The sequence below is a fragment of the Mycobacterium sp. MS1601 genome (genome assembly GCF_001984215.1).
GTDB lineage: Bacteria > Actinomycetota > Actinomycetes > Mycobacteriales > Mycobacteriaceae > Mycobacterium.
On the sequence record NZ_CP019420.1, the window covers coordinates 4,406,212 to 4,429,710 of the forward strand.

At 66.1% G+C, this 23,499-nt stretch carries 18 protein-coding genes; 12 read left to right on the forward strand and 6 right to left on the reverse strand.

All coding sequences use genetic code 11. From position 1 onward, the window contains the following. Window positions 1-6: 6 nt before the first annotated feature. From BVC93_RS21315 to BVC93_RS21325, 3 genes are read left to right on the forward strand one after another with little or no spacing between them, the layout of a single operon-like run. Window positions 7-4,431 carry a non-ribosomal peptide synthetase gene (locus tag BVC93_RS21315; RefSeq protein ID WP_083741210.1) on the forward strand — a complete coding sequence of 1,475 codons (4,425 nt, stop codon included), beginning with the start codon at window positions 7-9 and terminating at the stop codon, window positions 4,429-4,431. Next, the gene (gene mbtG, locus BVC93_RS21320) at window positions 4,428-5,795 is read left to right on the forward strand and encodes an NADPH-dependent L-lysine N(6)-monooxygenase MbtG (RefSeq protein ID WP_083739213.1); all 1,368 of its coding nucleotides are present in this window, start codon (window positions 4,428-4,430) and stop codon (window positions 5,793-5,795) included. Before BVC93_RS21315 ends, mbtG begins: the two co-directional genes overlap by 4 nt. Further along, on the forward strand, window positions 5,773-5,985 hold the full coding sequence (locus BVC93_RS21325) for an MbtH family protein (protein ID WP_083739214.1): 213 nt from the start codon (window positions 5,773-5,775) through the stop codon (window positions 5,983-5,985). The genes mbtG and BVC93_RS21325 overlap by 23 nt, the downstream gene beginning before the upstream one ends. Before the next feature lie 85 nt (window positions 5,986-6,070). On the opposite strand, the gene BVC93_RS21330 is transcribed toward BVC93_RS21325, so the two are convergent. Beyond that, the gene (locus BVC93_RS21330) at window positions 6,071-6,517 is read right to left on the reverse strand and encodes an STAS domain-containing protein (RefSeq protein ID WP_083741211.1); all 447 of its coding nucleotides are present in this window, start codon (window positions 6,515-6,517) and stop codon (window positions 6,071-6,073) included. A 341-nt stretch (window positions 6,518-6,858) separates the two neighbouring features. On the opposite strand from BVC93_RS21330, the gene BVC93_RS21335 reads away from it, so the two are divergent. Continuing rightward, a complete protein-coding gene (locus BVC93_RS21335; RefSeq protein WP_083741212.1) occupies window positions 6,859-7,674 on the forward strand; it encodes a GntR family transcriptional regulator in 816 nt (271 codons plus the stop codon). A gap of 3 nt (window positions 7,675-7,677) precedes the next feature. Here the strand turns inward: BVC93_RS21335 and BVC93_RS21340 are convergent, their stop codons facing one another. Then, entirely contained in the window at window positions 7,678-8,397 is a 720-nt protein-coding gene (locus BVC93_RS21340) for an HAD family hydrolase (RefSeq protein WP_236950050.1), read from the reverse strand. 65 nt (window positions 8,398-8,462) lie between these two features. Here BVC93_RS21340 and BVC93_RS21345 point away from each other — a divergent pair, with 65 nt between their 5' ends. From BVC93_RS21345 to BVC93_RS21355, 3 genes are all read left to right on the forward strand, one after another. Beyond that, window positions 8,463-10,880 (forward strand): GcvT family protein, encoded by a 2,418-nt coding sequence (locus tag BVC93_RS21345; protein ID WP_083739215.1) that lies wholly within the window; start codon window positions 8,463-8,465, stop codon window positions 10,878-10,880. Between the two features lie 70 nt (window positions 10,881-10,950). Next, window positions 10,951-11,871, forward strand: a complete 921-nt coding sequence (locus BVC93_RS21350) for a choline/ethanolamine kinase family protein (protein ID WP_083739216.1) — start codon at window positions 10,951-10,953, stop codon at window positions 11,869-11,871. A gap of 30 nt (window positions 11,872-11,901) precedes the next feature. After that, on the forward strand, window positions 11,902-14,364 hold the full coding sequence (locus BVC93_RS21355) for a GcvT family protein (RefSeq protein ID WP_236950051.1): 2,463 nt from the start codon (window positions 11,902-11,904) through the stop codon (window positions 14,362-14,364). Here BVC93_RS21355 and BVC93_RS21360 read toward each other — a convergent pair. Then, on the reverse strand, window positions 14,357-14,668 hold the full coding sequence (locus tag BVC93_RS21360) for a type II toxin-antitoxin system VapB family antitoxin (protein WP_083739217.1): 312 nt from the start codon (window positions 14,666-14,668) through the stop codon (window positions 14,357-14,359). The genes BVC93_RS21355 and BVC93_RS21360 overlap by 8 nt on opposite strands. Window positions 14,669-14,866: 198 nt before the next feature. Here BVC93_RS21360 and hrcA point away from each other — a divergent pair, with 198 nt between their 5' ends. From hrcA to BVC93_RS21375, 3 genes are read left to right on the forward strand one after another with little or no spacing between them, the layout of a single operon-like run. Next, window positions 14,867-15,898 (forward strand): heat-inducible transcriptional repressor HrcA, encoded by a 1,032-nt coding sequence (gene hrcA, locus BVC93_RS21365; RefSeq protein WP_083739218.1) that lies wholly within the window; start codon window positions 14,867-14,869, stop codon window positions 15,896-15,898. A 20-nt stretch (window positions 15,899-15,918) separates the two neighbouring features. Beyond that, window positions 15,919-17,067 carry a molecular chaperone DnaJ gene (gene dnaJ, locus BVC93_RS21370; RefSeq protein WP_083739219.1) on the forward strand — a complete coding sequence of 383 codons (1,149 nt, stop codon included), beginning with the start codon at window positions 15,919-15,921 and terminating at the stop codon, window positions 17,065-17,067. A 5-nt stretch (window positions 17,068-17,072) separates the two neighbouring features. Continuing rightward, window positions 17,073-17,813 carry a 16S rRNA (uracil(1498)-N(3))-methyltransferase gene (locus BVC93_RS21375; protein WP_083739220.1) on the forward strand — a complete coding sequence of 247 codons (741 nt, stop codon included), beginning with the start codon at window positions 17,073-17,075 and terminating at the stop codon, window positions 17,811-17,813. Here the strand turns inward: BVC93_RS21375 and pruA are convergent. The 3 genes from pruA to BVC93_RS21390 all read right to left on the reverse strand — a co-directional run bounded on the left by pruA (window position 17,798) and on the right by BVC93_RS21390 (window position 21,660). Beyond that, complete coding sequence (gene pruA, locus BVC93_RS21380) at window positions 17,798-19,444, reverse strand: L-glutamate gamma-semialdehyde dehydrogenase (RefSeq protein WP_083739221.1); 1,647 nt, start codon at window positions 19,442-19,444, stop codon at window positions 17,798-17,800. The two genes, BVC93_RS21375 and pruA, sit on opposite strands and share 16 nt — an antisense overlap. A 23-nt stretch (window positions 19,445-19,467) precedes the next feature. After that, window positions 19,468-20,712: an NAD(P)/FAD-dependent oxidoreductase gene (locus BVC93_RS21385; RefSeq protein ID WP_192860053.1), complete on the reverse strand. Its 1,245-nt coding sequence runs from the start codon at window positions 20,710-20,712 to the stop codon at window positions 19,468-19,470. 120 nt (window positions 20,713-20,832) lie between these two features. After that, complete coding sequence (locus BVC93_RS21390) at window positions 20,833-21,660, reverse strand: GntR family transcriptional regulator (protein ID WP_083739223.1); 828 nt, start codon at window positions 21,658-21,660, stop codon at window positions 20,833-20,835. Window positions 21,661-21,849: 189 nt separating this feature from the next. Here BVC93_RS21390 and BVC93_RS34430 point away from each other — a divergent pair, with 189 nt between their 5' ends. Together BVC93_RS34430 and BVC93_RS21400 are read left to right on the forward strand one after the other, a co-directional pair. Then, window positions 21,850-22,482 (forward strand): ABC transporter substrate-binding protein, encoded by a 633-nt coding sequence (locus BVC93_RS34430; RefSeq protein ID WP_250638129.1) that lies wholly within the window; start codon window positions 21,850-21,852, stop codon window positions 22,480-22,482. Beyond that, a complete protein-coding gene (locus BVC93_RS21400; RefSeq protein ID WP_250638136.1) occupies window positions 22,389-23,498 on the forward strand; it encodes an ABC transporter substrate-binding protein in 1,110 nt (369 codons plus the stop codon). The genes BVC93_RS34430 and BVC93_RS21400 overlap by 94 nt, the downstream gene beginning before the upstream one ends. Window position 23,499 lies beyond the last annotated feature (1 nt).

Here is a 23,499-nt window from a genome sequence, read left to right on the forward strand (position 1 = left end):
GATGTGATGGCACTGAGCCCGCTGCAACAGGGGCTCTACTCGTTGGCCTCGCTCAATGCCGGGGAAGCCGCAGACGATCCGTATCTGATCGCGATGGCGGCGGATATCACCGGGGCCGTGGATGTTTCGCTGCTACGGGAGTGCACCACCGCCATGCTGGTGCGCCATCCCAACCTGCGGGCGAGCTTCTTCCGCGGCAACCTGAGCCGACCGGTGCAGGTGGTGCCGACGCGGGTGGATCTGCCCTGGCAACACGTCACCGCTGCCGCCGAGGATGTCGCCGCGCTGGAAGCCGCCGAGCGATCCCGGCCGTTTGTGCTCGAGAACGGTCCACTGATCCGGTTCCTGCTCATCGAAGTACCGAGTTCGCACTGGCGCATGGTGGTCACCGCCCACCACATCGTCATCGACGGCTGGTCGTTGCCCTTGTTCATCGGTGAGCTCATCACCCTCTACCGCAGCGGTGGTGACACCTCCTCGTTGCCGCCGGCTCCGCGGCCCTACCGCGACTACATCGGCTGGCTGGCCGGCCGCGACCCGGAAGCCAGCCGTGCGCTGTGGCGCGAACACCTCAAGGGAATCGACGCCCCGACCCTGCTGACCCCGGCGTTGACGTCGGCGCCGCCGAAACCGGGCCGGCCGACCCATGTCGAGGTCAGGCTGGGCGGTGACGCCACTGCGGTGTTGGCCGAAGCCGCCCGCAGTCGCGGGGTCACCGTCAACACCGTGGTCCAGATGGCCTGGGCCACAATGCTGTCCGCCATGACCGACCGCAGCGATGTCACCTTCGGTGTCACCGTCTCGGGGCGTCCCGCCGAACTGACCGGCGTGGAAGCGATGGTGGGGCTCTTCATCAACACCGTGCCGCTGCGGGTACGCCTGGACCCCGCGGCGCCGGCCGGCCAGCAAGCGCTGGCGCTGCAACGCGAGGCCGCCGCCCTGCGTGACCACAGCTACCTGGGGCACTCCGAACTGCGGGCGCTGGCCGGCGTGGGGGAGCTGTTCGACACCCTGCTGGTCTACGAGAACTTCCCTCCCGGTGGCATCGTCGGCGAAACCGAATTCGCGGCGGGTGCGGCGGTGTTCCGGCCGGCCGCGCTGGAGAGCCTGTCGCATTTCCCCGTCACCATCGCCGCCCACCTCGCAGCCGGGGAGCTCGTGGTGTTCGTCGAGACTCTCGAGGGCGCCCTGGGGCCGATGACGGCCCACGATCTGGGGCTGCGCCTGCTGTCCACGGTGCGCAACCTGGTCGACGGCTGGGACCGGCCGCTGCGTGACATCGACGTCCTGCTGTCGACCGAGCGCGCCCGCACCGCAGCTGTCTCGTCCTCATCAGCGGTGGGGGGCATCCACACCGCCTTCGCGGAGATCGTGGACAGACAGCCCGATGCGGTCGCGATGACCTGGCGGGCGGGGCAGCTGACCTACCGCGGGCTGGACCAGGCCGCCAATCGGGTGGCCGCCGCACTGACTGCCACGGGAGTGGGCGCCGAGTCCCCGGTGGCGATCAACCTGCCCCGTGGACCCGAGTACGTGATCGCCATGTTGGGTGTCCTGAAGGCAGGCGGGGTGATCGTGCCGTTGGATCCCGGCATGCCTGCCGACCGCATCGACGACATCCTCACGCAGACCGGGGCACCCGTGGTGATCGACGCGGCGAACTACCGGGAGCTCAGTGCGGTCGACAGCAGCGGATTTCGTCCGGCCGCTGTCGGCGCCGATCAGGCCTGCTACGTGGTGTTCACGTCCGGCACCACCGGACGCCCCAAAGGAGTGGTAGGCACCCACCGCGCCGTGCGTGCCTACGCCGCCGATCATGCCCAGCATGTACTGCAGCCCGCCGCAACACGATTGGGTCGCTCGGTTCGGGTGGCACACGCCTGGTCGTTCACCTTCGACGCCGCCTGGCAGCCGTTGGCGGCGCTGCTGGACGGACACAGCGTCCACATCGTCGGCGACGAGGCCCAACGTGACGCCGAGGCGCTGGTGGCAGTGATCGCGCGCTTCGGTCTGGACATGATCGACACCACGCCGTCGATGTTTGCGCAGCTCAAGAGCTTTGGTCTGCTCACCGATGTCCCGTTGGCCGTTCTGGCTCTCGGAGGCGAGGCTGTGGGTCTTCCGGCCTGGCGGCAGATCACCGCCGAATGCGCACGCACCGGCATGGCGGCGTTCAACTGCTACGGCCCCACCGAGACCACGGTGGAGGCGGTGGTGGCCGCCATCGATCAGCACCAGGCACCGTCCATCGGCCATCCCACCGCAGCCACCGTCGTGCACATTCTCGATTCGTGGCTGCGGCCCGTGCCGGATGGAGTGGCCGGCGAACTGTATCTGTCGGGAGATCAGCTCACCCGCGGCTATCTCGGGCGGCCCGGGGACACATCGGCGCGATTTGTGGCTGACCCGCTGCTTCCCGGACGTCGGATGTACCGCAGCGGGGACGTGGTGCGACGCGGGCCGGACGGTGGACTGCAGTTCCTCGGCCGCTCCGATGATCAGGTCAAGATCCGCGGCTTCCGGGTGGAGCCGGGCGAAATCGCCGGGGTGCTGATGCAGCATCCTGGAGTGCGCTCCGCTCACATCGTGGTGCACAAACACGGCGGTGGACACCGGTTGACGGCCTATGTGGAGGCTGCCCAGGCCGACGTTCCCGATCTGCGTGCCCGGCTGGTGCGGCGACTACCGCGATACATGGTGCCGCACCACATCGTCGCGATCGATGCCCTTCCGCTCAACATCAACGGCAAGGTCGACGAATCGTCGCTTCCTGCAGTCGATCTTGATGATCAGACCACTCACCATCCGGCGACCGAGACCGAATCTCTACTGGCCGAACTGCTGTGCGAGGTGTTGGAGTCCGGCCGTGTAGACGTCACCACCGAGTTCCTGGACATGGGCTTGGACAGCATTGCGGCGCTGTCGTTGGTGCAGGCGGCCAGACGCCGCGGGATCGAACTACGGGCCCGGTTGATGCTGGAATGCAGCAACATCCGTGACCTCGCGGCCGCCATCGACAGTGGGTTGGGCACCGCCGCACCGGCGGCCGTGGACGCCGAACGGTTCGGCGAGGTGCAACCCACCCCGATTGTCGACTGGATGTACGAGACGGGTGGATTCCGGCGTTTCACCCAGAACCTGCTGATCGCGCTCCCACCGGACATCACCGACGGGCGACTCGCCGAGGTGGTGCAGGCACTGCTGGACCGCCACGACATGCTGCGTGCGGTGCTGGACGGCAAGCGACTGATCACCAGGCCGCCGGGCGCCGTGCGTGCCGTCGACGTCCTGCATGCGGTCAGCGGTACGGCCGAGGAGCAACTGGGCACCGAAGTCACTGCCGCACTGAACCGTATCGATCCGGCCACCGGTGCCATGCTGTCACTGGTGCGGTTCGGCGGCCCCAAGCCGGTATTGCTCGCCTGTGTGCATCATCTGGCCACCGATGTGGTGTCGTGGTACGTCATCCTCGCTGAACTGGCGCACATCTCCGACGAACTGGCTTCCGCACGGCCGCCCGCGCTGGAGGCGGAGTACACCACCTACCGCGAGTTCGGTCGGTTGCTTTCGCAGCGCGCTGACACCGACGAGGTGTCCGGCCAACGGCAGTACTGGCTCGACGTGCTGACCGGCCAGGATCCGCTGCTGGGCAGCCGCGCACCCGATCCGGCCACCGACACCTGGGCGACCTTGCGCCAGCACCACATCGCTCTGGACGCCGTCGACACCCACGCCTTGTTGGACACGCTGGATCGCGCGGGGGTCGAGGTGCGCGACTTCCTGTTGGCCGCGCTCACCCTCGCGGTGGCGTCGTGGCGAACCGGGCGCGGCGAATCCGCCTCGGGCGGCACACTTGTGGCTCTCGAAGGGCATGGTCGCGAGGATCAGTTCGTGGGTGAGTCGGTAGACACTTCGGCGACCGTCGGCTGGTTCACCTCCGTGTACCCGGTCCGGTTGGGGGCCGCTGCGCAGCCGGTGGACATCGGTGTCGCCCAGCGGGAACCGGCGCAGGCCCGCGCACTGCTGCAGTCGGTGACTGATCAGGTGGCCGCGGTGCCCAACCGCGGGCTGGACTACGGACTTCTGCGCTACCACCGTCGTGACTCCGACCTGGCCAGGGCACCGCAGCCCCAGATCGAGTTCAACTACATGGGCCGCTTCGACCTCAGCTCCGACGGTGCCGGGGTGCCGGGTGCTCCGTGGTCGTTGATCGCCGATCCGGTGCTCAATCAGCAGTTGCCCATCTCCTCCGAGCCCAACCTGGGGCTGCGGTATACCTTCGATGTCATTGCCGTCGTCACCCCCACTGACACCGGCCCGCAGCTGCTGACCAGCTGGCGCTGGAGTGAGCGGCTGTCCACTCAAGACGAGATCGATCAGCTGTCCGCGCTGTGGCGGACTGCCATCACGACATTAAAAGAGGCACTGTGAGCAGCACACTGGCGATCATCGGTGCCGGCGCCAAGGCAGTGGCCGTGGCTGCCAAGGCCGCCGAGTTGCGCGCCATGGGGATCGACGCACCGGACGTGGTGGCCGTGGAACGCACCGCCGTCGCCGCCAACTGGCAGGCCAGCGGAGGCTGGACCGACGGCGAACACCGGCTGGGCACCAGTCCCGAGAAGGACGTCGGCTTCCCGTACCGGTCGGCGCTGGTTCCGCGGCGCAATGCCGAACTCGATGAGCGGATGACCCGGCACAGCTGGCAGGCCTACCTGGTCAGCACCGGGCAGTTCGCCGAGTGGATCGACCGGGGCCGACCGGCGCCGGCTCACCGCCGGTGGGGGCAGTACCTGCAGTGGGTGGCCGACGCGGTCGGAATGACCGTGGTGCGCGGGCAGGTGGAGAGTCTTGCGGTGCGAGACAGCCCGGGCGGGCCCCGGGTGGGCGATCCGGCCCGAGGCGCCAGAGCCGGTGCGGAACCCGACCACCGGCGCAGGTGGGCGCTGCATACCCGCGAGACCACAGTGCACGCCGACGCGGTGATGGTGACCGGTCCAGGTCAGGCGGAGCGTTCGATTCTCCCGGGCAACCCCCGCGTGCTGTCCATCGCCCAGTTCTGGCATCGCGCCGCCGAGCATGACCGGATCACCGCCGAGCGGGTGGCGGTGATCGGCGGAGGCGAGACGGCGGCCTCGATGCTCAATGAGCTCTTCCGGCACCGGGTTTCGTCGGTGACGGTCATCTCTCCGCAGGTCACGCTTTTCACCCGCGGTGAGAGCTACTTCGAAAACGCGTTGTTCTCCAACCCCACCGGATGGACTCAGCTGACCGCTGCGGAACGGCGCGACGCGATGGCCCGCACCGACCGTGGGGTGTTCTCGGCGAGGGTGCAGGATGCGTTGCTTGCCGACGACCGGATCCGGCACCTACGCGGTCGGGTGGCGCACGCCGTCGGCCGCGACGGTCAAATCCGCCTCACGCTGTCCACCAACCGAGGCGGAGAGCATGTCGAGACCGTGCACGGCTTCGATCTGGTGATCGACGGCTCGGGTGCCGACGCGTTGTGGTTCACCGAGTTGTTCAGCCAGGACACCCTGGACCTGCTGGAGCTGGGATTGGGCGGCCCGCTCACCGGTGACCGGCTGCAGGAGTCCATCGGCTACGACCTCGCCGTCACCGATGTGACGCCGAAACTGTTCCTGCCCAACCTGTCCGGGCTGAACCAGGGGCCAGGCTTCCCGAATCTGAGTTGCCTTGGCCTGCTTTCCGATCGAGTGCTCGGCGCCGACCTGGGCGCCGAGGGCCGCCAAGAATCTTCACCGAGGAGAACCGATGAGCAGCAATCCCTTCGATGACGAGGACGGCACCTTCTATGTGCTGGTCAACGACGAGGAACAGCACAGTCTGTGGCCGACGTTTGCCGACGTGCCGGCCGGTTGGACGGTGGCCTTCGGCGCGGCCAACCGTAGCGACTGCCTGGCCTATGTCGAGGAGAACTGGACTGATATGCGTCCGCTGAGCCTGCGGCGGTCGTTGCAGAGCTAGCCTTGCGCGGCCTCACGACACGTAACCTGCTGCGACGACACGCCGATAGTCGTCGCAGCAGGTTAAGCCTGACGAGTTCGTCAGGTCAGCCTGCGGTGGCGGCGCGCATGCGTCGGCGGGCTTGCTGGTTCAGCCGAGCAATGGCCGCTTCGTAATCCGCGGCCAGGGGCAGTTCGCCGTGGGGGTCGCAGATGGTCAGCAGACGCCGGACCGGCGGGCCGCCCAGCAGCATCCAGTCGACATCACCACGTGAGCAGTGCACGCTGATGTAAAAGAGTGCGGTGAACCCCTGGCTGCCGAAGAAGTCGACGGAACGGAGATCGAGGAGAAGCTGGGTGGAGGTGCCGGTGTGGCGCTCCACGTACTGGCCGAGCGCGCGGCCGTTGGCGGCGTCGATCTCTCCGGTGATGGCGATCTCGGTGCGTAGCGCGTTGCGCCGGTGGACGGCGAATGTGGCTGTTCCGGACTTGCGGGATTCTTCTGCCGAGGTTGGGTCCGGGCGGTACAGCCGCGTGGTGCCGGAACCGGGCATGAAGCCCCCTACCTGTTTGTGAAGCATATGTTGTACCTGTCGCGCACGTGCGGACTCATGGGACGGCGACAGCGTGCGTCGCCACAGTACTGGAGCATTCGGCTGTAACTTCAACCTGCAGCTCAGGCTACTGCGGAATCCGCACCAGGTACACAGCTTCACGAAACCCTCATAAACCTCAGGTTGGCGCCGATCACCGAGCTCCAGGTCAGTGGGTGCGACCGCGATATTCGTCGATTTGAACCCCAATTACTACGGAATCCGCATCCTGTCGCCGTGGGCTCAGGGCAGGCGGTCGGTCACGTGCCCCTGTGAACTGCTCGGCGCTCTACACTTCCGATGTGCGCGCACTGAGCATGGACGATCCGGTGCTGGCGGTCCGCCCGGACCTCGCCGGCGCCGGCGATCTGCCCGCGCACATGCGCATCGGGCAGTGGCTGGAACATCTGATCGTGTCGCGGGCCCTGGAGCCGGGGGACAAGCTGCCCTCGGAGATCGAGATCGCGCAGGCAGTCGGGGTCAGCCGGATGACGTTGCGCCAGTCGCTGAGTGCCATCGAGGCCAAGGGGCTGATCGACCGCCGCCGCGGCCGCTTCGGGGGCAACTTCGTGGCCACCCCGCGGTTCGAGTTCGACCACGCGGGCCTGCCGGGATTCACCGAGCAGATGCGGCGCATCCAGGTCGAAGCCGGGGCGCAGGTGCTGCGGGCCACCACCCGACGCGCCGGCGCCGACGTGCGACAACAACTGAGCCTCAAGCGGGGGCAGCAAGTCCACGAGGTGTTGCGCGCCCGGTCGGCCAATGGCGAGTCGATTGTGCTGGAGGAGACGTACTTCCCGGCCGAGATCTTTCCCGGCATGCTCTCGGCGACGTTGACCGGCTCGCTGTATGCGGTCATGAGGGACTACGGAGCTGCGCCGTTCACCGCCGACGAGCACATCGAGGCCACCGTGGCCGGTGAGCAGCACGCCGAGATCCTGCACGTCGCGCCGGGATTCCCGCTGCTGCTCATCACCCGGACGTCGTACACCGAAAGCGGTGTGCCCGTGGAGTTCTCCCGGGACTACCACCGCTCCGATCGCAGCCGGATCAGGATCAAGTCGCGCGTGGACAGTGATACCGAGGGTCGGGTCGACACCTTCCCGGCATCCTCCTGACCGCTACCGGGCGCGTCTGGCCAGGGGGCCGGCCAGCAGGTCGGGGGACAGGCCGGTGACGATGGTGGACACCAGGGCGCGCAGTTGCGGGCTCGGATCTTGGCTCACCGCAACACAGTTCATTCCCGCCGCTTGCGCAGCGCGCACGCCGGGTACCGAATCCTCGAATACCAGGATGTCTGCCGGATTGCGCTCCAGCAGTCCCGCCGCCGTCAGGTAGCCCTCGGGGTGCGGCTTGCCGTTTACTACGTCTTCCTCGGCGATCAGGATGGGGATCCACGGACGCACGGGACTGTGCTCCAGCACCGCCAGCACATCGTCGCGCTGTGCGCCGGTCACGATTGCCACCGGAATGTTGTGGGAAACAAGCAATTCCACCAACGCCACGGCAGGATCGGTGATGGGGCTCTGCCCGGCCACCCTGTCCCGGTAATGGCCGTGACGCAGTTTCAGCAGCTCCTCGACGCCAGGCTTGTCGCTACTGCCGTGGCGGTCTACGGCGTACTCGATGATCTCACGGTCGGACATGCCGAGAAGCTTGTTGTGGTAGTCCTCAGCGGTCATGGCCCAGCCCAGGTGGGTGGCGAACAGCTCGCTGAAGATGTCGAACAGGATGGGTTCGTCATCGGAGAGGGTGCCGTTGAAATCGAAGATCACCGCTGGTGAGGCGGTGCGTGACCACTGCTCGATGACGTCCACAGTGCGAGCCAACCATCTGCTCACCGTGCGGTCAATGGTCTAGGCTTTTAACATCAGGTCACAAACTCTTTTCCACTAAGGCGGAGCAGATGGCCCTTCCCGGCCGCAGTGAGATCGTGATCATCGGTGGCGGAGTCGTCGGCGTCAGCGTTGCCTACCACCTGGCGCAGCGCGGCAAGGTCGACGTCACCGTCCTGGAACGCCGAGCCCTCACCGAAGGCAGCACCTGGCATGCCGCCGGTCTGGTGGGGCAGTTGCGCAGCAGCTCCAGTTTGACCCAGCTGATGCAGAAGAGTGTGCAGACCTACCAGACGCTGGAGTCGGTCACCGGCTATGCCACCGGCTGGCACGGTGTCGGCGGTCTCCGTGTGGCGTCCAGCCCGCAACGCTGGGAGGAACTGCAGCGGGTGTACACCCAGGGCAAGAGCTACGGCTTCGACATCCATCTTGTGGATCCGGCCGAAGCCAAGAGAATTTTCCCGCTGCTCAACACCGATGGCGTGTACGGCGCCACCTGGACCCCCACCGACGGATATGTGGACCCGAGCCAGCTGACGTTCTCCTTCGCAGCCGGCGCACGCGCGGCTGGGGTGCGCATCGTGCAGCAGTGCCGGGTCTCTCGTGTCGAGCGGGCCGGCCGACGGGTGACTGCGCTGCTCACCGATCAAGGCCGCATCGAGTGTGACGTGGTGGTCAACGCCACCGGCATGTGGGGCGCCGAGACCGCCAAGCTCGCCGGGGTGAACGTCGCGGTCAATGCCGTCGAGCATCAGTACGTGGTCACCGAGAAGTTCGCCGACCTGCCCGCCGAGCTGCCCACCTTCCGCGACCCCGACGCCCGGTTCTATCTCAAGCCCGAAGCCGGGGCGCTCGTGGTCGGAGGTTGGGAAGAGGGCACCAAAGCCTGCTGGCGCACCATCCCGAGAGACCTCGGGCCCGAGCTGTTCGCTCCGAATCATGACCGCTTCGAAGGTATCGCCGAGGGTGCCGCCAATCGCCTACCAGCGTTCGGGGACATGGGAATTCACACCTGGGTCAACGGCCCCATCCCGTTTTCGCCGGATGCCGAACCGCTGATGGGGCTCACCGAGGATATCGACAACCTCTTCCACTGCTGTGGCTTCTCGGCCGGTATCGCCGCGGCCGGCGGCGCCGGCGACGCCATGGCGAACTGGATCGTCGACGGCGATCCCGGACTGGACCTGTGGCACTTCGACGTCCGCCGATTCGGCGTCCCGCAGAACGTGCCAACGGTGCTGGACCTGGCCTCGGTGCAGGCCTACGGCCATTATTACTCGATTGCCTTTCCGAACCGGCAGGCCAACCCTCCCCGCGGTCAGCGGCGCAGCGCGATCTACGACCGGCTCCGGGACCGCGGAGCGGTGTTCGGTGCGAAGTTCGGATTCGAGCGCGCCAACTGGTTTGCCCCGGGAACGGTTGACGCCGAGGAGATTCCGACATTCGGCCGCAGCAATGCTTGGGAGTACATCGCCGCTGAGCACCTCGCGGTGCGTACCGGTGTCGGCATCGTCGATCAGAGTTCGTTCTCCAAGTTCGACATCAGTGGCGCCGGCGCGCTGGGGTTGTTGCAGAAGGTGGCCGGCGCGGACATGGACACCGCAGTCGGCAAAGTGGTCTACACCCAGCTGCTCAACGTTCGCGGCGGCATCGAGGCCGATGTCACCATCACCCGGCTGGATTCGGACCGGTTCTACCTTGTCACCGGCAGCGGGTTCGGGCGCCACGACGTGACGTTCCTGCTGCAGAACGCGCCCACCGATGGGTCGGTGGTGATCTCCGATGTCACCTCCGCCTACGGAGTGCTCAACGTCTGCGGCCCGAAATCGCGCGACGTGGTGGCTGCGTTGAGCACCGACGACTTCACCTTCCCCTATATGACGGCCAGGCAGACCGATCTGGGCTGGGCTCCCGTGCTGGCCCTGCGTACCACCTACGTGGGCGAGCTGGGCTGGGAGCTCCACATCCCGACCGAGTACGTTCGCGACGTCTACGACAAACTCCTGGAAGCCGGTGCGCCACACGGTGTTCGCGACGTCGGCTACCGTGCCGTCGAGACCCTGCGGCTGGAGAAACAGTATCTGGCCTGGGCTACCGACCTGCGCTCGGACAACAACCCCTTCGAAGTCGGCCTCGGCGGGCGGATCAAGATAGGCAAGCCGGCACTGTTGGCGGGTCCCGCGCTGAGCGCCATCAAGCGCGCAGGTCCCCGGCAGCGTCTGCGCTGGTTTCGCACCGACGCCGATGTGGTGATGCACGGCGGCGAGATGCTGGTTCATACACCGACCGACACCAGGGTGAGTGTGCGCAGCGCCGGTTACGGTCACACCGTCGGCACCACCACGTTCTCGGCGTACCTGCCCGTCGGGATCCACGACGACGACTTCGAGGTGGAGGTGATGAATGACCGATACCCGGCCACCGTCTTGGACAGACCGCTGTACGACCCCGCGGGGGAGCGGGTGCGGGTTGACATGACCGTTACGTGAATGTCTAGACCTTTGAAGTCTCCCGGCGATACAGTGAGGCGGACCGTCCGCCGGCTGCGAGGAAGTGCGTATGTCGTTTCTGTCCACCGAGGCTGAGGTCACTGCGCTGCTCGACCAGCTGCCCGCGCTCGCCGGTCCCCGCGAGGTGGTCGAACTCTCCGGCGGCCTGACCAATCGCAACTTCAAGGTCACCACCGCGGCGGGCCGCTTCGTGGCTCGCTGCACAGACACCAGTACCAACTTCCTGGAGATCGATCGCGACCAGGAGCATTACAACACCCGGGCTGCCGAGCAGGCCGGGATAGGCGCGCCCGTCATCGACTACCGTCCCGATCTCGGAGTTCTGCTGCTGGGTTTCGTGGACGGAAAGACGTTGTCCAATGCTGACTTCCAACGTCCGGACGTCATCGCCAAGGCCGCCGCCAGCTGCCGCATCCTGCATGCGGGGCCACGATTCCAGGGCCGTTTCGACATGTTCGAACGCCAGCCGGGGTATTTGAAGACAGTGCAGGACAACGGGTTCGCCATGCCCTCGGACTACCTGGACCACGCAGAAAAGTTCGCCGACATCCAAGCAGCGCTGCAGGCGGGCGATCAGACGACGGTGCCGTGCAACAACGACCTGTTGGCTGCAAACTTCGTCGAGGACGGCGACAAGATCTGGCTGATCGACTACGAGTACTCCGGTAACAACGATCCCTGCTTCGAACTCGGCAACATCTGGAGTGAGTGCGGCCTGTCGCTGGAGCAGCTCGACGAGCTCGTGACCGCCTACTACGGGGCCCGGCTGCGCCACAAGATCGCCAGGGCGCGCCTGCAGGGCATCGTCGCCAAGTACGGCTGGACATTGTGGGGGTGCATTCAGAATGCCTCGTGCCCCATCGAATACGACTTCTGGGGGTGGGCGATGGAACGTTACGACGCCGCCGTCGAGGAATTCAACGGCCCCGACTTCCGCAGGCTGCTCGCCGACGTCACCAGAACCGACTGAATGCCGCTTCGACCGAATGAATAAGGAACCATGACCAAGTCCCTGCCTGATCGCGCCCACGTCGTCATCATCGGCGGAGGTGTCATCGGCACCAGCGTCGCCTATCACCTCACCAAGCTCGGCTACACCGACGTCGTTCTGTTGGAGCAGGGCCGGCTGTCGTCGGGAACCACCTGGCACGCGGCGGGTCTGGTGGGGCAGTTGCGCGCCTCCGAGAGTGCCACCCGCATCGTGCAGTACTCCACCCAGCTGTACGCCGACCTGGAGGCCGAGACCGGGTTGTCAGCCGGCTACAAACAGTGCGGCGGTGTCACCGTGGCCCGCACCGAAGACCGGATGATCCAGCTGCGCCGTACCGTGGCCAACGCGGCGGCCTACGGTATGGAATGCGAATTGCTCACGCCGGAGCAGGCATTGGAGCACTACCCCGTGATGCGGGTCGACGATCTGGTGGGCGCCATCTGGCTGCCCGGTGACGGCAGGGCCAATCCCACCGATCTGACCATGTCGCTGGCCAAGGGCGCCCGCATGCGGGGCGCGCAGGTGTTCGAGAAGACCCGCGTCCTCGATGTTCTCACCGACGGTGCCCGGGTGACCGGGGTCCGTACCGACGCCGGCGACATCGAAGCCGAGATCGTGGTGAACTGCGCGGGACAGTGGGCCAAGCAGGTGGGCGCCATGGCCGGCGTCAACGTCCCGCTGCACTCGGCCGAGCACTTCTACGTCGTCAGCGAGGACATCGACGGAGTGCATCCCGACCTGCCCATCCTGCGTGACCCGGACGGCTACACCTACTTCAAGGAAGAGGTCGGCGGCCTGGTCATCGGCGGATTCGAACCCGTTGCCAAACCCTGGGTGTCGCCGGACAAGATTCCCTACCCCTTCGAATTCCAGCTGCTGGACGAGGATTGGGAACACTTCGAGATCCTGATGAACAATGCACTGCTGCGGATCCCGGCCCTCGAAGTCACCGGCATCAAGAAGTTCTACAACGGTCCGGAGAGCTTCACCCCGGACAACCAGTTCATTCTCGGCGAGGCACCCGAATGCGCCAACTTCTTCGTCGGCGCCGGATTCAACTCCGTGGGCATCGCCACCTCCGGCGGCGCCGGACGGGCATTGGCGGAGTGGATTGTCGGCGGTGCTCCCACCGGTGACATGACCGGTGTCGACATTCGCCGCTTCGCGCCGTTCAACGGCAACAACCGCTGGTTGCATGACAGGGTGGCCGAGATCCTGGGACTGCACTACGAAGTGCCGTGGCCCAACCGGGAGATGACCACCGCGCGGCCGTTCAGGCGCTCACCAGTTCATCACCTGCTGGCCGACGCCGGAGCCAACTTCGGCAGCCGAATGGGTTGGGAGCGAGCCAACTTCTTCGCCCCGCCTGGGGAGTTGCCCGTGATCGAGTACTCCTGGGGCAAGCCGAACTGGCTGCCGTGGTCGGCCGCCGAGCAGACCACCACCCGGGAGAGCGTCACCGTGTTCGACCAGACGTCGTTCTCGAAGTACCTGGTGGTCGGCTCGGATGCCGAAGCCGCGCTGCAGTGGTTGTGCACCGCCGACATCGGCGTCGAGGCCGGCCGCGCCGTCTACACCGGCATGCTCAACGAGCGTGGCACCTACGAATCCGACGTCACCGTCACCCGCACCGGCGAAGAAGAATTCCTGATCGTGTCCAGCGCGGCGACCACCGAACGCGACAAGGACCACATCAGGAAGAACATCCCGGACGGGCTGAACGCCACCGTCGTCGACGTCACGTCCGCCTACGCGGTGCTGGGCGTCATGGGCCCCAGATCGCGAGATCTGCTCGCCGGCCTCACCGATGCCGATCTCTCCGATGCCGCCTTTCCCTTCGGCAGCAGCCGCGTGATCTCGCTGGGCTACGCCACGGTGCGGGCCACCCGCATCACATACGTCGGCGAATTGGGTTGGGAGCTCTACGTTCCCGCAGAGTTCGCGGTCGGAGTCTATGAAGACCTGCTGACAGCGGGGGAGCAGTTCGGGATCGGCCGCGGCGGCTACTACGCCATAGATTCCCTACGGTTGGAAAAGGGCTACCGGGCGTTCGGCCGCGAGCTGACGCCGAGTGAGAATCCTGTCGAAGCAGGCCTGCTGTTCGCCTGCAAGCTCAACACCGACATCGACTTCCTGGGTCGCGAAGCCGTCGAGAAGGCCAAGGCCCAGGGGCCACGCAAGCGATGCGTCAGCTTCAAGGTCGACGACCCCGATGCCATGCTCTGGGGTGGCGAACTGATCCTGCGCGACGGGGCGGTGGCCGGGCAGGTCACCTCGGCGGCGTGGGGTGAGACCACCGGCGGGTGCGTCGGGTTGGCCTATCTGCGTGCCGGCGGCGCCGTCATCGACGCGGCATGGGTCAACGGCGGCAGCTATCAGGTGAACGTCGGGGGACGCTGCACCCGATCACGGTGTCACTCAAGGCGCTCTACGACCCGACAAACTCCCGGATCCGTTGACCGACTCAGGTGACGGGGGCCAGCAGATCCATGTCGAAGACGCGTGCGTGCAGCACGGTGCGGTTCCGCAGGGCGGCCCGCACGGCGCGGTGCAGTCCGTCCTCGAGGTAGACGATGCCCTTCCATCTCACAGCGTGCGGGAACAGGTCGCCATAGAACGTCGAATCCTCCGACAGCAACCGGTCCAGCGCCAGCACCGTGGTGGTGGTGACCAACTCGTCGAGGCGGATCTGGCGTGGCGGGATCTGCGACCAGTCGCGATAGGACAGGCCGTGCTCGGGGTACGGCTTGCCTTCGCGCACGCCTTTGAAGATCATCGAAGACCCGTCCCCACGGTGCCCCAGCGCTGCGGCCCCCCGCTCATCGGCCCCCCGATTGTCTTGGCCATGACGAAAGGCTAGTCGTTACGGCCGGGATTGCCACCGATACGCGGGTTCGCCTCGCCACGAGGCCGCCGGACGAGCATCAGTGCTGGCCGACGCCGTAAAATGGCAAGACTTAGGAGGTGCGACAGAATGGGCAGTGCCGATGACCGACGCTTCGAGGTCTTGCGCGCCATCGTGGCCGATTTCGTCTCCACCAAGGAACCGATCGGCTCCAAGACCTTGGTCGAGCGCCACAATCTGGGCGTTTCCAGCGCCACCGTCCGCAATGACATGGCGGTGCTGGAGGCTGAGGGTTACATCACCCAGCCGCACACCAGTTCCGGCCGCATCCCCACCGAGAAGGGCTACCGCGAGTTCGTCGACCGCCTGGACAATGTCAAACCGATGTCGGCGTCCGAACGCCGCGCCATTCTGACCTTCCTGGAATCCGGGCACGACCTCGACGACGTCCTGCGTCGCGCGGTGCGGTTGCTGGCCCAGCTGACCCGCCAGGTCGCCGTTGTCCAGTACCCGACGTTGTCGACGTCCACGGTGCGGCACCTGGAAGTGGTGTCGCTGGGGCCGGCCCGGCTGTTGCTGGTGGTCATCACCGATACCGGCCGCGTCGACCAGCGCATCGTCGAACTCGGCAATCCCATCGACGAGCACCAGCTCGGACAACTGCGCGAGATGCTCGGTGGGGCCCTCGACGGCAAGAAGCTCTCCGCCGCCTCGATCGCGGTGGCTGATCTGGCCAGCCAGCTCGACGGGTCCGGTGGGCTGGGTGACGCCGTGGGGCGTTCGGCCACGGTGCTGCTGGAAACGCTGGTGGAGCACACCGAGGAGCGCCTGCTCATGGGCGGCACCGCCAACCTGACGCGCAACACCGCGGACTTCGGCGGGTCGCTGCGCTCGGTGCTCGAGGCGCTCGAAGAGCAGGTGATCGTGCTCAAGTTGCTGGCCGCTCAGCAGCAGGCAGGCAAGGTCACGGTGCGGATCGGACACGAGACCGAACACGAGCAGATGGCGGGCACGTCGGTGGTGTCCACGACGTACGGCACAATGGACACGGTCTACGGCGGCATGGGCGTCCTCGGACCCACCCGGATGGACTACCCGGGCACCATCTCCAGCGTTGCGGCGGTTGCCCTGTACATCGGTGAAGTCTTGGGCACCCGCTAGCAAGGAAAGTGTGAAACAGCGTGGCACGTGATTACTACGGTCTGCTCGGCGTGAGCAAGGGCTCGAGCGATTCGGAGATCAAGCGTGCCTATCGCAAGCTAGCCCGCGAGTTGCACCCCGATGTCAATCCCGACGAGGCCGCTCAGGTGCGCTTCCAGGAGATCTCCGTCGCCTACGAGGTGCTCTCCGACCCAGAGAAGCGGCGCATCGTCGATCTCGGTGGTGACCCGATGGAGAACGCGGCGGCCGGCGGGGCCAACGGCTTCTCCGGTTTCGGTGGGCTCGGCGACGTGTTCGAGGCGTTCTTCGGTGCGGGCACCAGCTCGCGCGGCCCGGTCGGCCGGGTGCGTCCCGGTTCGGATTCGCTGCTGCGGATGCGGCTGGATCTGACCGAGTGCGCGACGGGCGTCACCAAGCAGGTCACCGTGGACACCGCCGTGCTGTGCGACCTCTGCAAGGGCAGGGGCACCCACGGCGACTCCACACCCGTCGCGTGTGACACCTGCGGTGGCCGCGGCGAGGTGCAGAGTGTCCAGCGCTCACTGCTCGGCCAGGTGATGACGTCCCGCCCGTGCCCCACCTGCCGTGGCGTGGGTGAAGTCATCCCTGACCCGTGCCACCGCTGCGGCGGTGACGGCCGCGTGCGTGCCCGCCGCGAGATCAGCGTCAAGATCCCGGCAGGCGTCGGCGACGGTATGCGCGTGCGGCTGGCCGCCCAGGGCGAGGTGGGCCCCGGCGGCGGCCCGGCAGGCGACCTGTACGTCGAAGTCCACGAAGATCAGCACGACATCTTCGTGCGTGACGGCGACGACCTGCACTTCACCATCGACGTCCCGATGGTCGACGCCGCACTGGGCACCACCGTCACGGTGGATGCCATCCTCGACGGACTGACTGAGATCACCATCCCGCCGGGCACCCAACCGGGATCGGTCAGCACCCTGCGCGGGCACGGTATGCCGCATCTGCGGTCCGGCGTGCGCGGTGACCTGCACGGCCACATCAACGTCGTCGTGCCGACCAAGTTGGACGGCCGTGACACCGAACTGCTGCGCGATCTGAAGAACAACCGCACCCGCGACGTCGCCGAGGTCAAGTCCACCCACTCGAGTGCCGGGCACAACGGCGGCATCTTCAGCCGCCTGCGTGAGACATTCAGCGGTCGCTAGCGCCGGTGTCTGACCCGGTCTTCTACCTCGACGCCGTTCCCGACGCCGGGGCGCTGGCCAGCCTCGACGGTGACGAAGGCTTCCACGCGGCCAGCGTGCGCCGCATCCGGGTGGGTGAGCGCATCGTTCTCGGCGACGGCGCCGGGGTTCTGGCCGACTGCACCGTCGAAACCGTCGAGAAACGGGGACTGCAGGCCCGGGTGATGGACCGCCGCGTGGAGCAGGCTCCAACGCCCACCGTCACCGTGGTGCAGGCCATCCCGAAGGCCGAACGCTCCGAACTGGCGATCGAACTGGCCACCGAAGCCGGCGCCGACGCGTTCGTGGCCTGGCAGGCAGCCCGTTGCGTTGCCCGGTGGGATGGCCCCAAGGCCGACAAGGGCTTACGACGTTGGCGTGCGGTCGCCCGCTCGGCGGCGCGCCAGTCCCGCCGCGCCTTCATCCCCGTGATCGACGGGGTGGCTTCCACCGCCGACGTCGTGAAGAACCTGGATGGCGTGACGCTGGCGCTGCATGAATCCGCAACTGTGCCGTTGACGAACATCGATCTGGCGCAGGCGCATTCGATCACCTTGGTGGTCGGCCCCGAGGGTGGGCTCACCGGGGACGAGTTGAGCGCGTTGGTGGACGCGGGCGCGCACGTAGTGCGCCTGGGCCCGACGGTGTTACGGACGTCCACCGCGGCGGCCGTGGCGCTGGGGGCGCTCGGCGTGCTCACCGCGCGCTGGGATCAGTCGGGCATGTAGGGGTAACGGAAGTCGGTGTCGGGCAGCAGGTTCTCCTTGACGAACCTCCCGCTGACCCAGCGCTGCAGCGACAGCGGCGAACCGATCTTGTCGTTGGTGCCCGAGGCGCGGGCGCCACCGAACTGCTGCTTGCCGATCGTCATTCCGGCCGGTTTGTCGTTGATGGCCACATATCCCGCCGCGTCTCGCAGCACGGACAGGGCCTCGCCGATGGCTGCCCGGTCGGTCGCGTACACCGAACCGGTGAGTGCGTAGGGGCTGGTGGAATCCACCAGGTGCAACATCTGGGTCCACTCCTGATCCGGGTACACGTACACGGTGAGCACCGGACCGAAGAACTCGGTGGTCAAGGTGAAGGCGGTGGGGTCGGTTGACTCGAAGATGGTCGGTCTGACGAAGTATCCGACCTCTTTGCAGGCTCGGCCCCCGGCGATCACCGTATGCGACGCAAGGTTTTTGGCCGTCTCGATCGCCGCGGTCACGCGGTCATAGGCGGCTTCGTCGATCAGGGCGCCGACGAAGGTGCGGTGGTCGGCCACATCACCCATCGTCAGCGCCTCGGTCTGCTCGGCCAGGGATTCCCGGATGGTGGCCCACAGGCTGCGCGGAATGTAGGCACGGGAGGCTGCAGAGCACTTCTGCCCCTGGAATTCGAAAGCGCCTCGGATCAGCCCGGCGATCACGGCATCTGGATCGGCGGAGACGTGCGCAACGACGGCGTTCTTGCCGCCGGTTTCACCGACCATCCGTGGGTAGCCGCGGTAGTCGTCGATATGGTCGGCCACTTTCTTCCAGAGCCGGCGGAAGACGGCGGTGGAGCCGGTGAAACTGAGCCCGGCCAGTTCCGGGTGTGCCAGCGCGACGTCGGTGACCAGCTCCCCATCTCCATGGACGGTGTTGATCACTCCCGGCGGCAGACCGGCCTCGTCGAAGATGCGGCGAACCACATCAGAGCTCACCGCGGACTTCTCCGACGGTTTCCACACCACGGTGTTGCCCATCAATGCCGCTGTCGCAGGCAGGTTCGCGGCGATGTTGGTGAAATTGAACGGCGTCACCGCGAGCACGAAGCCTTCGAGCCCGCGTTGGTCGAGATAGTTGTTCTCGCCCTGGACAGACTTCGGTTGGTTGGAGTAGATGCCTTCTGCCCAGAACGAATTGAAGCGCAACAGGTCCGCGAACTCACAGGCAGCGTCGATCTCGGCTTGATGGAACGTCTTGGACTGGTTCACCATGGTGGCGGCATTGATCTCGTTGCGGTACTTGCCGGTGACCAGTTCGGCGGCGCGCAGAAACACCGCGGTTCGCTCCCACCAGGGCAGGGTCGACCAGCTTCGTCGTGCCGTGAGGGCGGCTTCGATCGCGGATTGGACGTGGTGCACCCGGGCAACGCTGCGCTCACCGAGCACCGTGGTGTGATGGTGCGGGCAGACAACAGGTTCGGTTCGGTCTGTCATGAATGTCTCGCCGCCGATGGACAGTGGAATCTGCTGGGTCAGGCCGGACAGGCGGGTGATTTCCCGCGTGACGCCGCCTGCTTCGACCGATCCGGGACGGTAGGCGCGCACCGGCTCGACCTGGGGAATGGGAGCGTGGAAATTTCCGGCGACGGCATGGACCGGGGCACTCATGGTTCTGGGGTTCTCCTAGCGGATCAAGGGAAGCGAGTGATGCGGAATGGGTCGAGAACGTTGTGCACTGCGGTGCCGGACATTTCGTCGGCGACCAGTGCTCCGGTGACCGGACCCAGTGTGACGCCCAGCGTCCCGTGCCCGGTTGCGACGTAGAGCCCCGGACGGCCGGGCACGGGACCGATCACCGGAAGGTCGTCACACGTCGTTGGGCGGTGCCCGACCCATCTGATCTCGATGCGGGTGGGTCGCCAGTTCTGGAGGTAGCTCAGTCCATGCCGGATCACCATGTCGAGGCGGTCCTTGTTGACGACGTGGTCTCTGGCCCCGATGTCGAACGTGCCGGACAGTCGTACCGAGTTGCCGAAAGGTGAGCAGGCGACCATGTTTTCGTAGAGTTTGAGTGGATGCCGGGGCACTGTGCCCTCGCCGACGGCAGTCATACTCGTCCCCTTCGCCGCTTCCATGGGCAGCGTCACCCCCATGGGGCGTAACAGCGACGTGCTGGCGATTCCCGCTGCGACAAGGACGGTGTCGGAAACTATTTCACGTCCCCCGGCAGTTTCGGTGGTCCATGGGCCCGTGCCGGGTGCGCGGATGGCCCGCACCCCGTCTCCCTCGATCAGGGTCCCGCCGTTGTCCAGGAATGCCTGTGCCAGACCGTGAGTCAGTGTCTCGGGTCGTACGTGCCGCTCGGCCCGGACGTGGAGCACCCCGGCAACATCGGAGCTGATCGCCGGGTCGAACTCGGCCACCTCGCGGCCCCGGTGCAGCGCGACGTCTCCGACGTAACCCAGCGAACGCATCCGGGTGATCACCTGACGAAAGTGTTCGAGGCCGCGCTGCTGTTTGAACACCACCGCCAGACCGTCGGTGTGTTCTTCGAACAACACCCCGCGCTCGCGCAGGGAGTCATACGCGGCGACGGCTCGGGCGGCGAGCTGTTGTAGTGCCGCGGTGCCCTCGTTGTTACGCCTGGCGGTGCTGGCTCGCAGGAATTGTGTTACCCATGAGGCGAATCCGAGATCGAAGTGCGGGTGAAGTCGTGCAGGTCCGTTCTTGCTGAAGAAACTGGAGGCGGCGTCGGTCAGCACGCCGGGATGCGCTCGAGGGGTGGCCAATACCGGAGTGACCCAGCCCGCGTTGCCTGCCGAGGATCCGGTGCCTGCCGCTGCCGCGTCGACGACGGTGACGTCGTGGCCCGCGGCCGCGAGCTCGTAGGCGCACGACAGTCCGATGACGCCGGCGCCGACGATCGTTGTTCGCACGTTGGTTCTCCTGATTTATCTGCCGACAGTTCGGCTGCCCATCCCGAGCTGACGGCATGCTGCAAGCAGCCGACGAGGTGATGGCGCAGGTGCGACGAACGTGCGTTGGTCGTCGCCGGATCAGTAGTGGGGGTTGGTCAGAGGTGCCACGGACCAGTTCGAGAGCTCCGAGGGGCCGAGAATTCGATGACGGGTCTGTCCGCTGGTGTAGAACGTGAACTTGGTTGCGCTGTAGCACTGGTCGAAGCAGTCAAACGCGTTGCCGTCCTTGTCGAAACTCACCCCGCGCACTCGGACGATGGGGGCGCCGGGCTCCACGCCGAGCTGTTCGGCTTCCCAGCTGCTGGGGGTGTCCACCTCGAAGGCCTGCTCGGTGTAGTCGTCGCTGAGACCGTAGCGTTCTTCGATGAAACGATAGAGCGACTCACCCCTGGCCAACAAATCGTGGTCGATCGCCGGAACCCGTGACAGCGGCAGCACGGCTCGCTCGAGAATCCGGTCGGCACCGCCGATTTCACGTCGGCGCCATATCTCCCACACCGGTTGTCCGGCATCAACTCCCAGAGCGGTGGCGATGGTCGAGCTCGGTAGGCCCACACCGACGGTGATCAGTGACGTGGTGACGCTCGGAAGCCCGCCGCCTTCGTCGATCAACGTGTCCAGCAGCTCGCCCGGTCGGGTGGGATCGCTGGCGATCCGGGGGGCGGCGACAAAAGTGCCCAGGCCCTGTCGGCGTTTGATCTTGCCCGCGCGTTCCAGTTCGTCGAGAGCGCGGCGGACCGACATTGTGCTGACACCGGCGAGCGAGGCCAGCTCGGCGGTGGAGGGCAGTCGGTCACCGGGGTTGAGGCCCTGTTCTCCGACGATGTTCAGCACCAGGTCGTAGACATGCTGGTACCGCAGCTTGCGGTCGCCCGGGGATGAGGTCTCCTCCTTGGCAGTCGGCATCACGCCTCCATTGTCATCTTGATCGGTGCATCACTCTGATTAAGAGCATACTAACTGCAACGAGCGCCGGTTTCGAACTATCTACACAGTTCAGGCCCATTCGGTGTGGAAACAATTGGAAACATTCGATTCATCGAGCGGAAATCTACCTCAGTGAGCATACTTAGTATGCAAAGTTCGAGTCGAGGGATGAGCCCTATGTTCCAGATGGATCGACGCAGGTTCCTGCGAACGTCGGCGGTAGTCGCAGCGGCAGTTGGTGGAGCCGCGGCATTCGCGGCGTGTGCCCCCGCCACGGCCAGCAGTACCGTGCTGCGAGTTGGGTCCACCACCGACATCGATTCGCTCAACCCGTTCACGGCGTTCTCCACCCAGGCCTACGACGTGCTCCAGCTCATCTACGACAAGCTGATGGACTACGACGCCAAGCTCGATGTCAGTCCATCCTTGGCGACAGGCGTCGACACCACCGATGGCGGCCGGACATGGACCTACACATTGCGTGAGGGTGTCACCTGGACCGACGGCACCGCGTTCAGTGCCGATGATGTGGTGTTCACCTTCCTGATGGTCCGCGACAACGCCTACGGCACCTACGGCGCGTATCTCACCGAGCTCACCGATGTCGTGAAGGTTGACGACACCACGGTTCGGCTGACGTATTCCACGCCGCAGACGCTGCCCCGGGAGTCGTCATGCCGATTGTCCCCAAACACCTTTGGGAGAAGGTGGCCGCGGCCGACCTGCCGGGATTCGCCAACGACGCACCGGTCGGCACCGGTCCGTTCGTCTTCGATTCGTGGAACAAGGGCAGTGTCGTGACGGTGGTGCGCAACGACGACTGGTGGGGGTCGGCGCCGGCTGCGGAGAAGGTCACGTGGACCAAGTTCGGCAGCGACGATATCGTGGCGCAGGCGTTACGAACCGGCGACATCGACATCGTCGCTGAGATACCACCGACCATCTTCAGCGGGATGGTGGGTGCCCAGGACGTCAAAACCGATGAACTGGAGTCCTTTTCGTTCCACATGATCGGCTTCAACTGTTCGGCCGCCCCAGGCTCGAAAGGCAACCGATTGCTGCTCGACGAGAGGGTGCGCCAAGCGCTGTCCTGCGCGGTGAGCCGCGCTCAGCTGGTGGAACTCGCATTGGCCGGATACGGACAGCCCGGCACCGACCTGCTGCCGCCGGCCTTCGGTGACTTCCACTACGTCCCCGCCCCGGATGCGGTGTTGGACAACAATCCTGACAAGGCCCGCGCCCTGCTCGATCAGGGTGGGTACACAGTCCGCGGTGCCGACGGGCTCAGGGAATCCGCCGACGGCGCTCCGCTGCGGTTCCGGATCCTGGCGATCGCCGATACCGCCGTCGACGTAAAGGCCGCGCAACTGTTCGTCACCGCGGCCAAGGCCATCGGTGTGGATCTCCAGTTGACCACCACTGACGCCGACAGCATGGGCGCCACGGTGTTCAACACCGAATCGCCGGACTGGGACATCATGGTCTGGGGTTGGGACTCGGCTTTGTACGACCCGTCCTATCTGCTGGGTATCGCCATCACCAACCAGATCGGCGGCAACAACGACACCTTCTGGTCCAATCCTCGCTACGACGAGTTGTATGCGCTCCAGAGCACCACCGTCGACCGGCCACAGCGGGTGAAGCTGGTCCAGGAGATGCAGGCCATCCACTACGCGTCGTGTCCCTACATCGTCATGTGGTACCAGAAGAAACTCACCGGTACCCGCACCAGCACCTGGACAGGGTGGCAGCCCATTTCCGGGGGCATGATCCTGAACTTCCCCAGGGTCAACTATCTCGACGTCACGCAGGCCTGAG

Excerpts from the sequence above, each read along its gene's own strand:
- BVC93_RS34430 (WP_250638129.1), top strand. The coding sequence starts at position 21,850 with ATGAGCCCTATGTTCCAGATGGATCGACGCAGGTTCCTGCGAACGTCG.
- BVC93_RS21315 (WP_083741210.1), top strand. The coding sequence starts at position 7 with ATGGCACTGAGCCCGCTGCAACAGGGGCTCTACTCGTTGGCCTCGCTC.
- hrcA (WP_083739218.1), top strand. The coding sequence starts at position 14,867 with ATGGGCAGTGCCGATGACCGACGCTTCGAGGTCTTGCGCGCCATCGTG.
- BVC93_RS21330 (WP_083741211.1), bottom strand. The coding sequence starts at position 6,517 with ATGCCCGGTTCCGGCACCACGCGGCTGTACCGCCCGGACCCAACCTCG.
- BVC93_RS21350 (WP_083739216.1), top strand. The coding sequence starts at position 10,951 with ATGTCGTTTCTGTCCACCGAGGCTGAGGTCACTGCGCTGCTCGACCAG.
- BVC93_RS21355 (WP_236950051.1), top strand. The coding sequence starts at position 11,902 with ATGACCAAGTCCCTGCCTGATCGCGCCCACGTCGTCATCATCGGCGGA.
- BVC93_RS21360 (WP_083739217.1), bottom strand. The coding sequence starts at position 14,668 with ATGATCTTCAAAGGCGTGCGCGAAGGCAAGCCGTACCCCGAGCACGGC.
- BVC93_RS21390 (WP_083739223.1), bottom strand. The coding sequence starts at position 21,660 with ATGCCGACTGCCAAGGAGGAGACCTCATCCCCGGGCGACCGCAAGCTG.
- pruA (WP_083739221.1), bottom strand. The coding sequence starts at position 19,444 with ATGAGTGCCCCGGTCCATGCCGTCGCCGGAAATTTCCACGCTCCCATT.
- BVC93_RS21325 (WP_083739214.1), top strand. The coding sequence starts at position 5,773 with ATGAGCAGCAATCCCTTCGATGACGAGGACGGCACCTTCTATGTGCTG.
- BVC93_RS21345 (WP_083739215.1), top strand. The coding sequence starts at position 8,463 with ATGGCCCTTCCCGGCCGCAGTGAGATCGTGATCATCGGTGGCGGAGTC.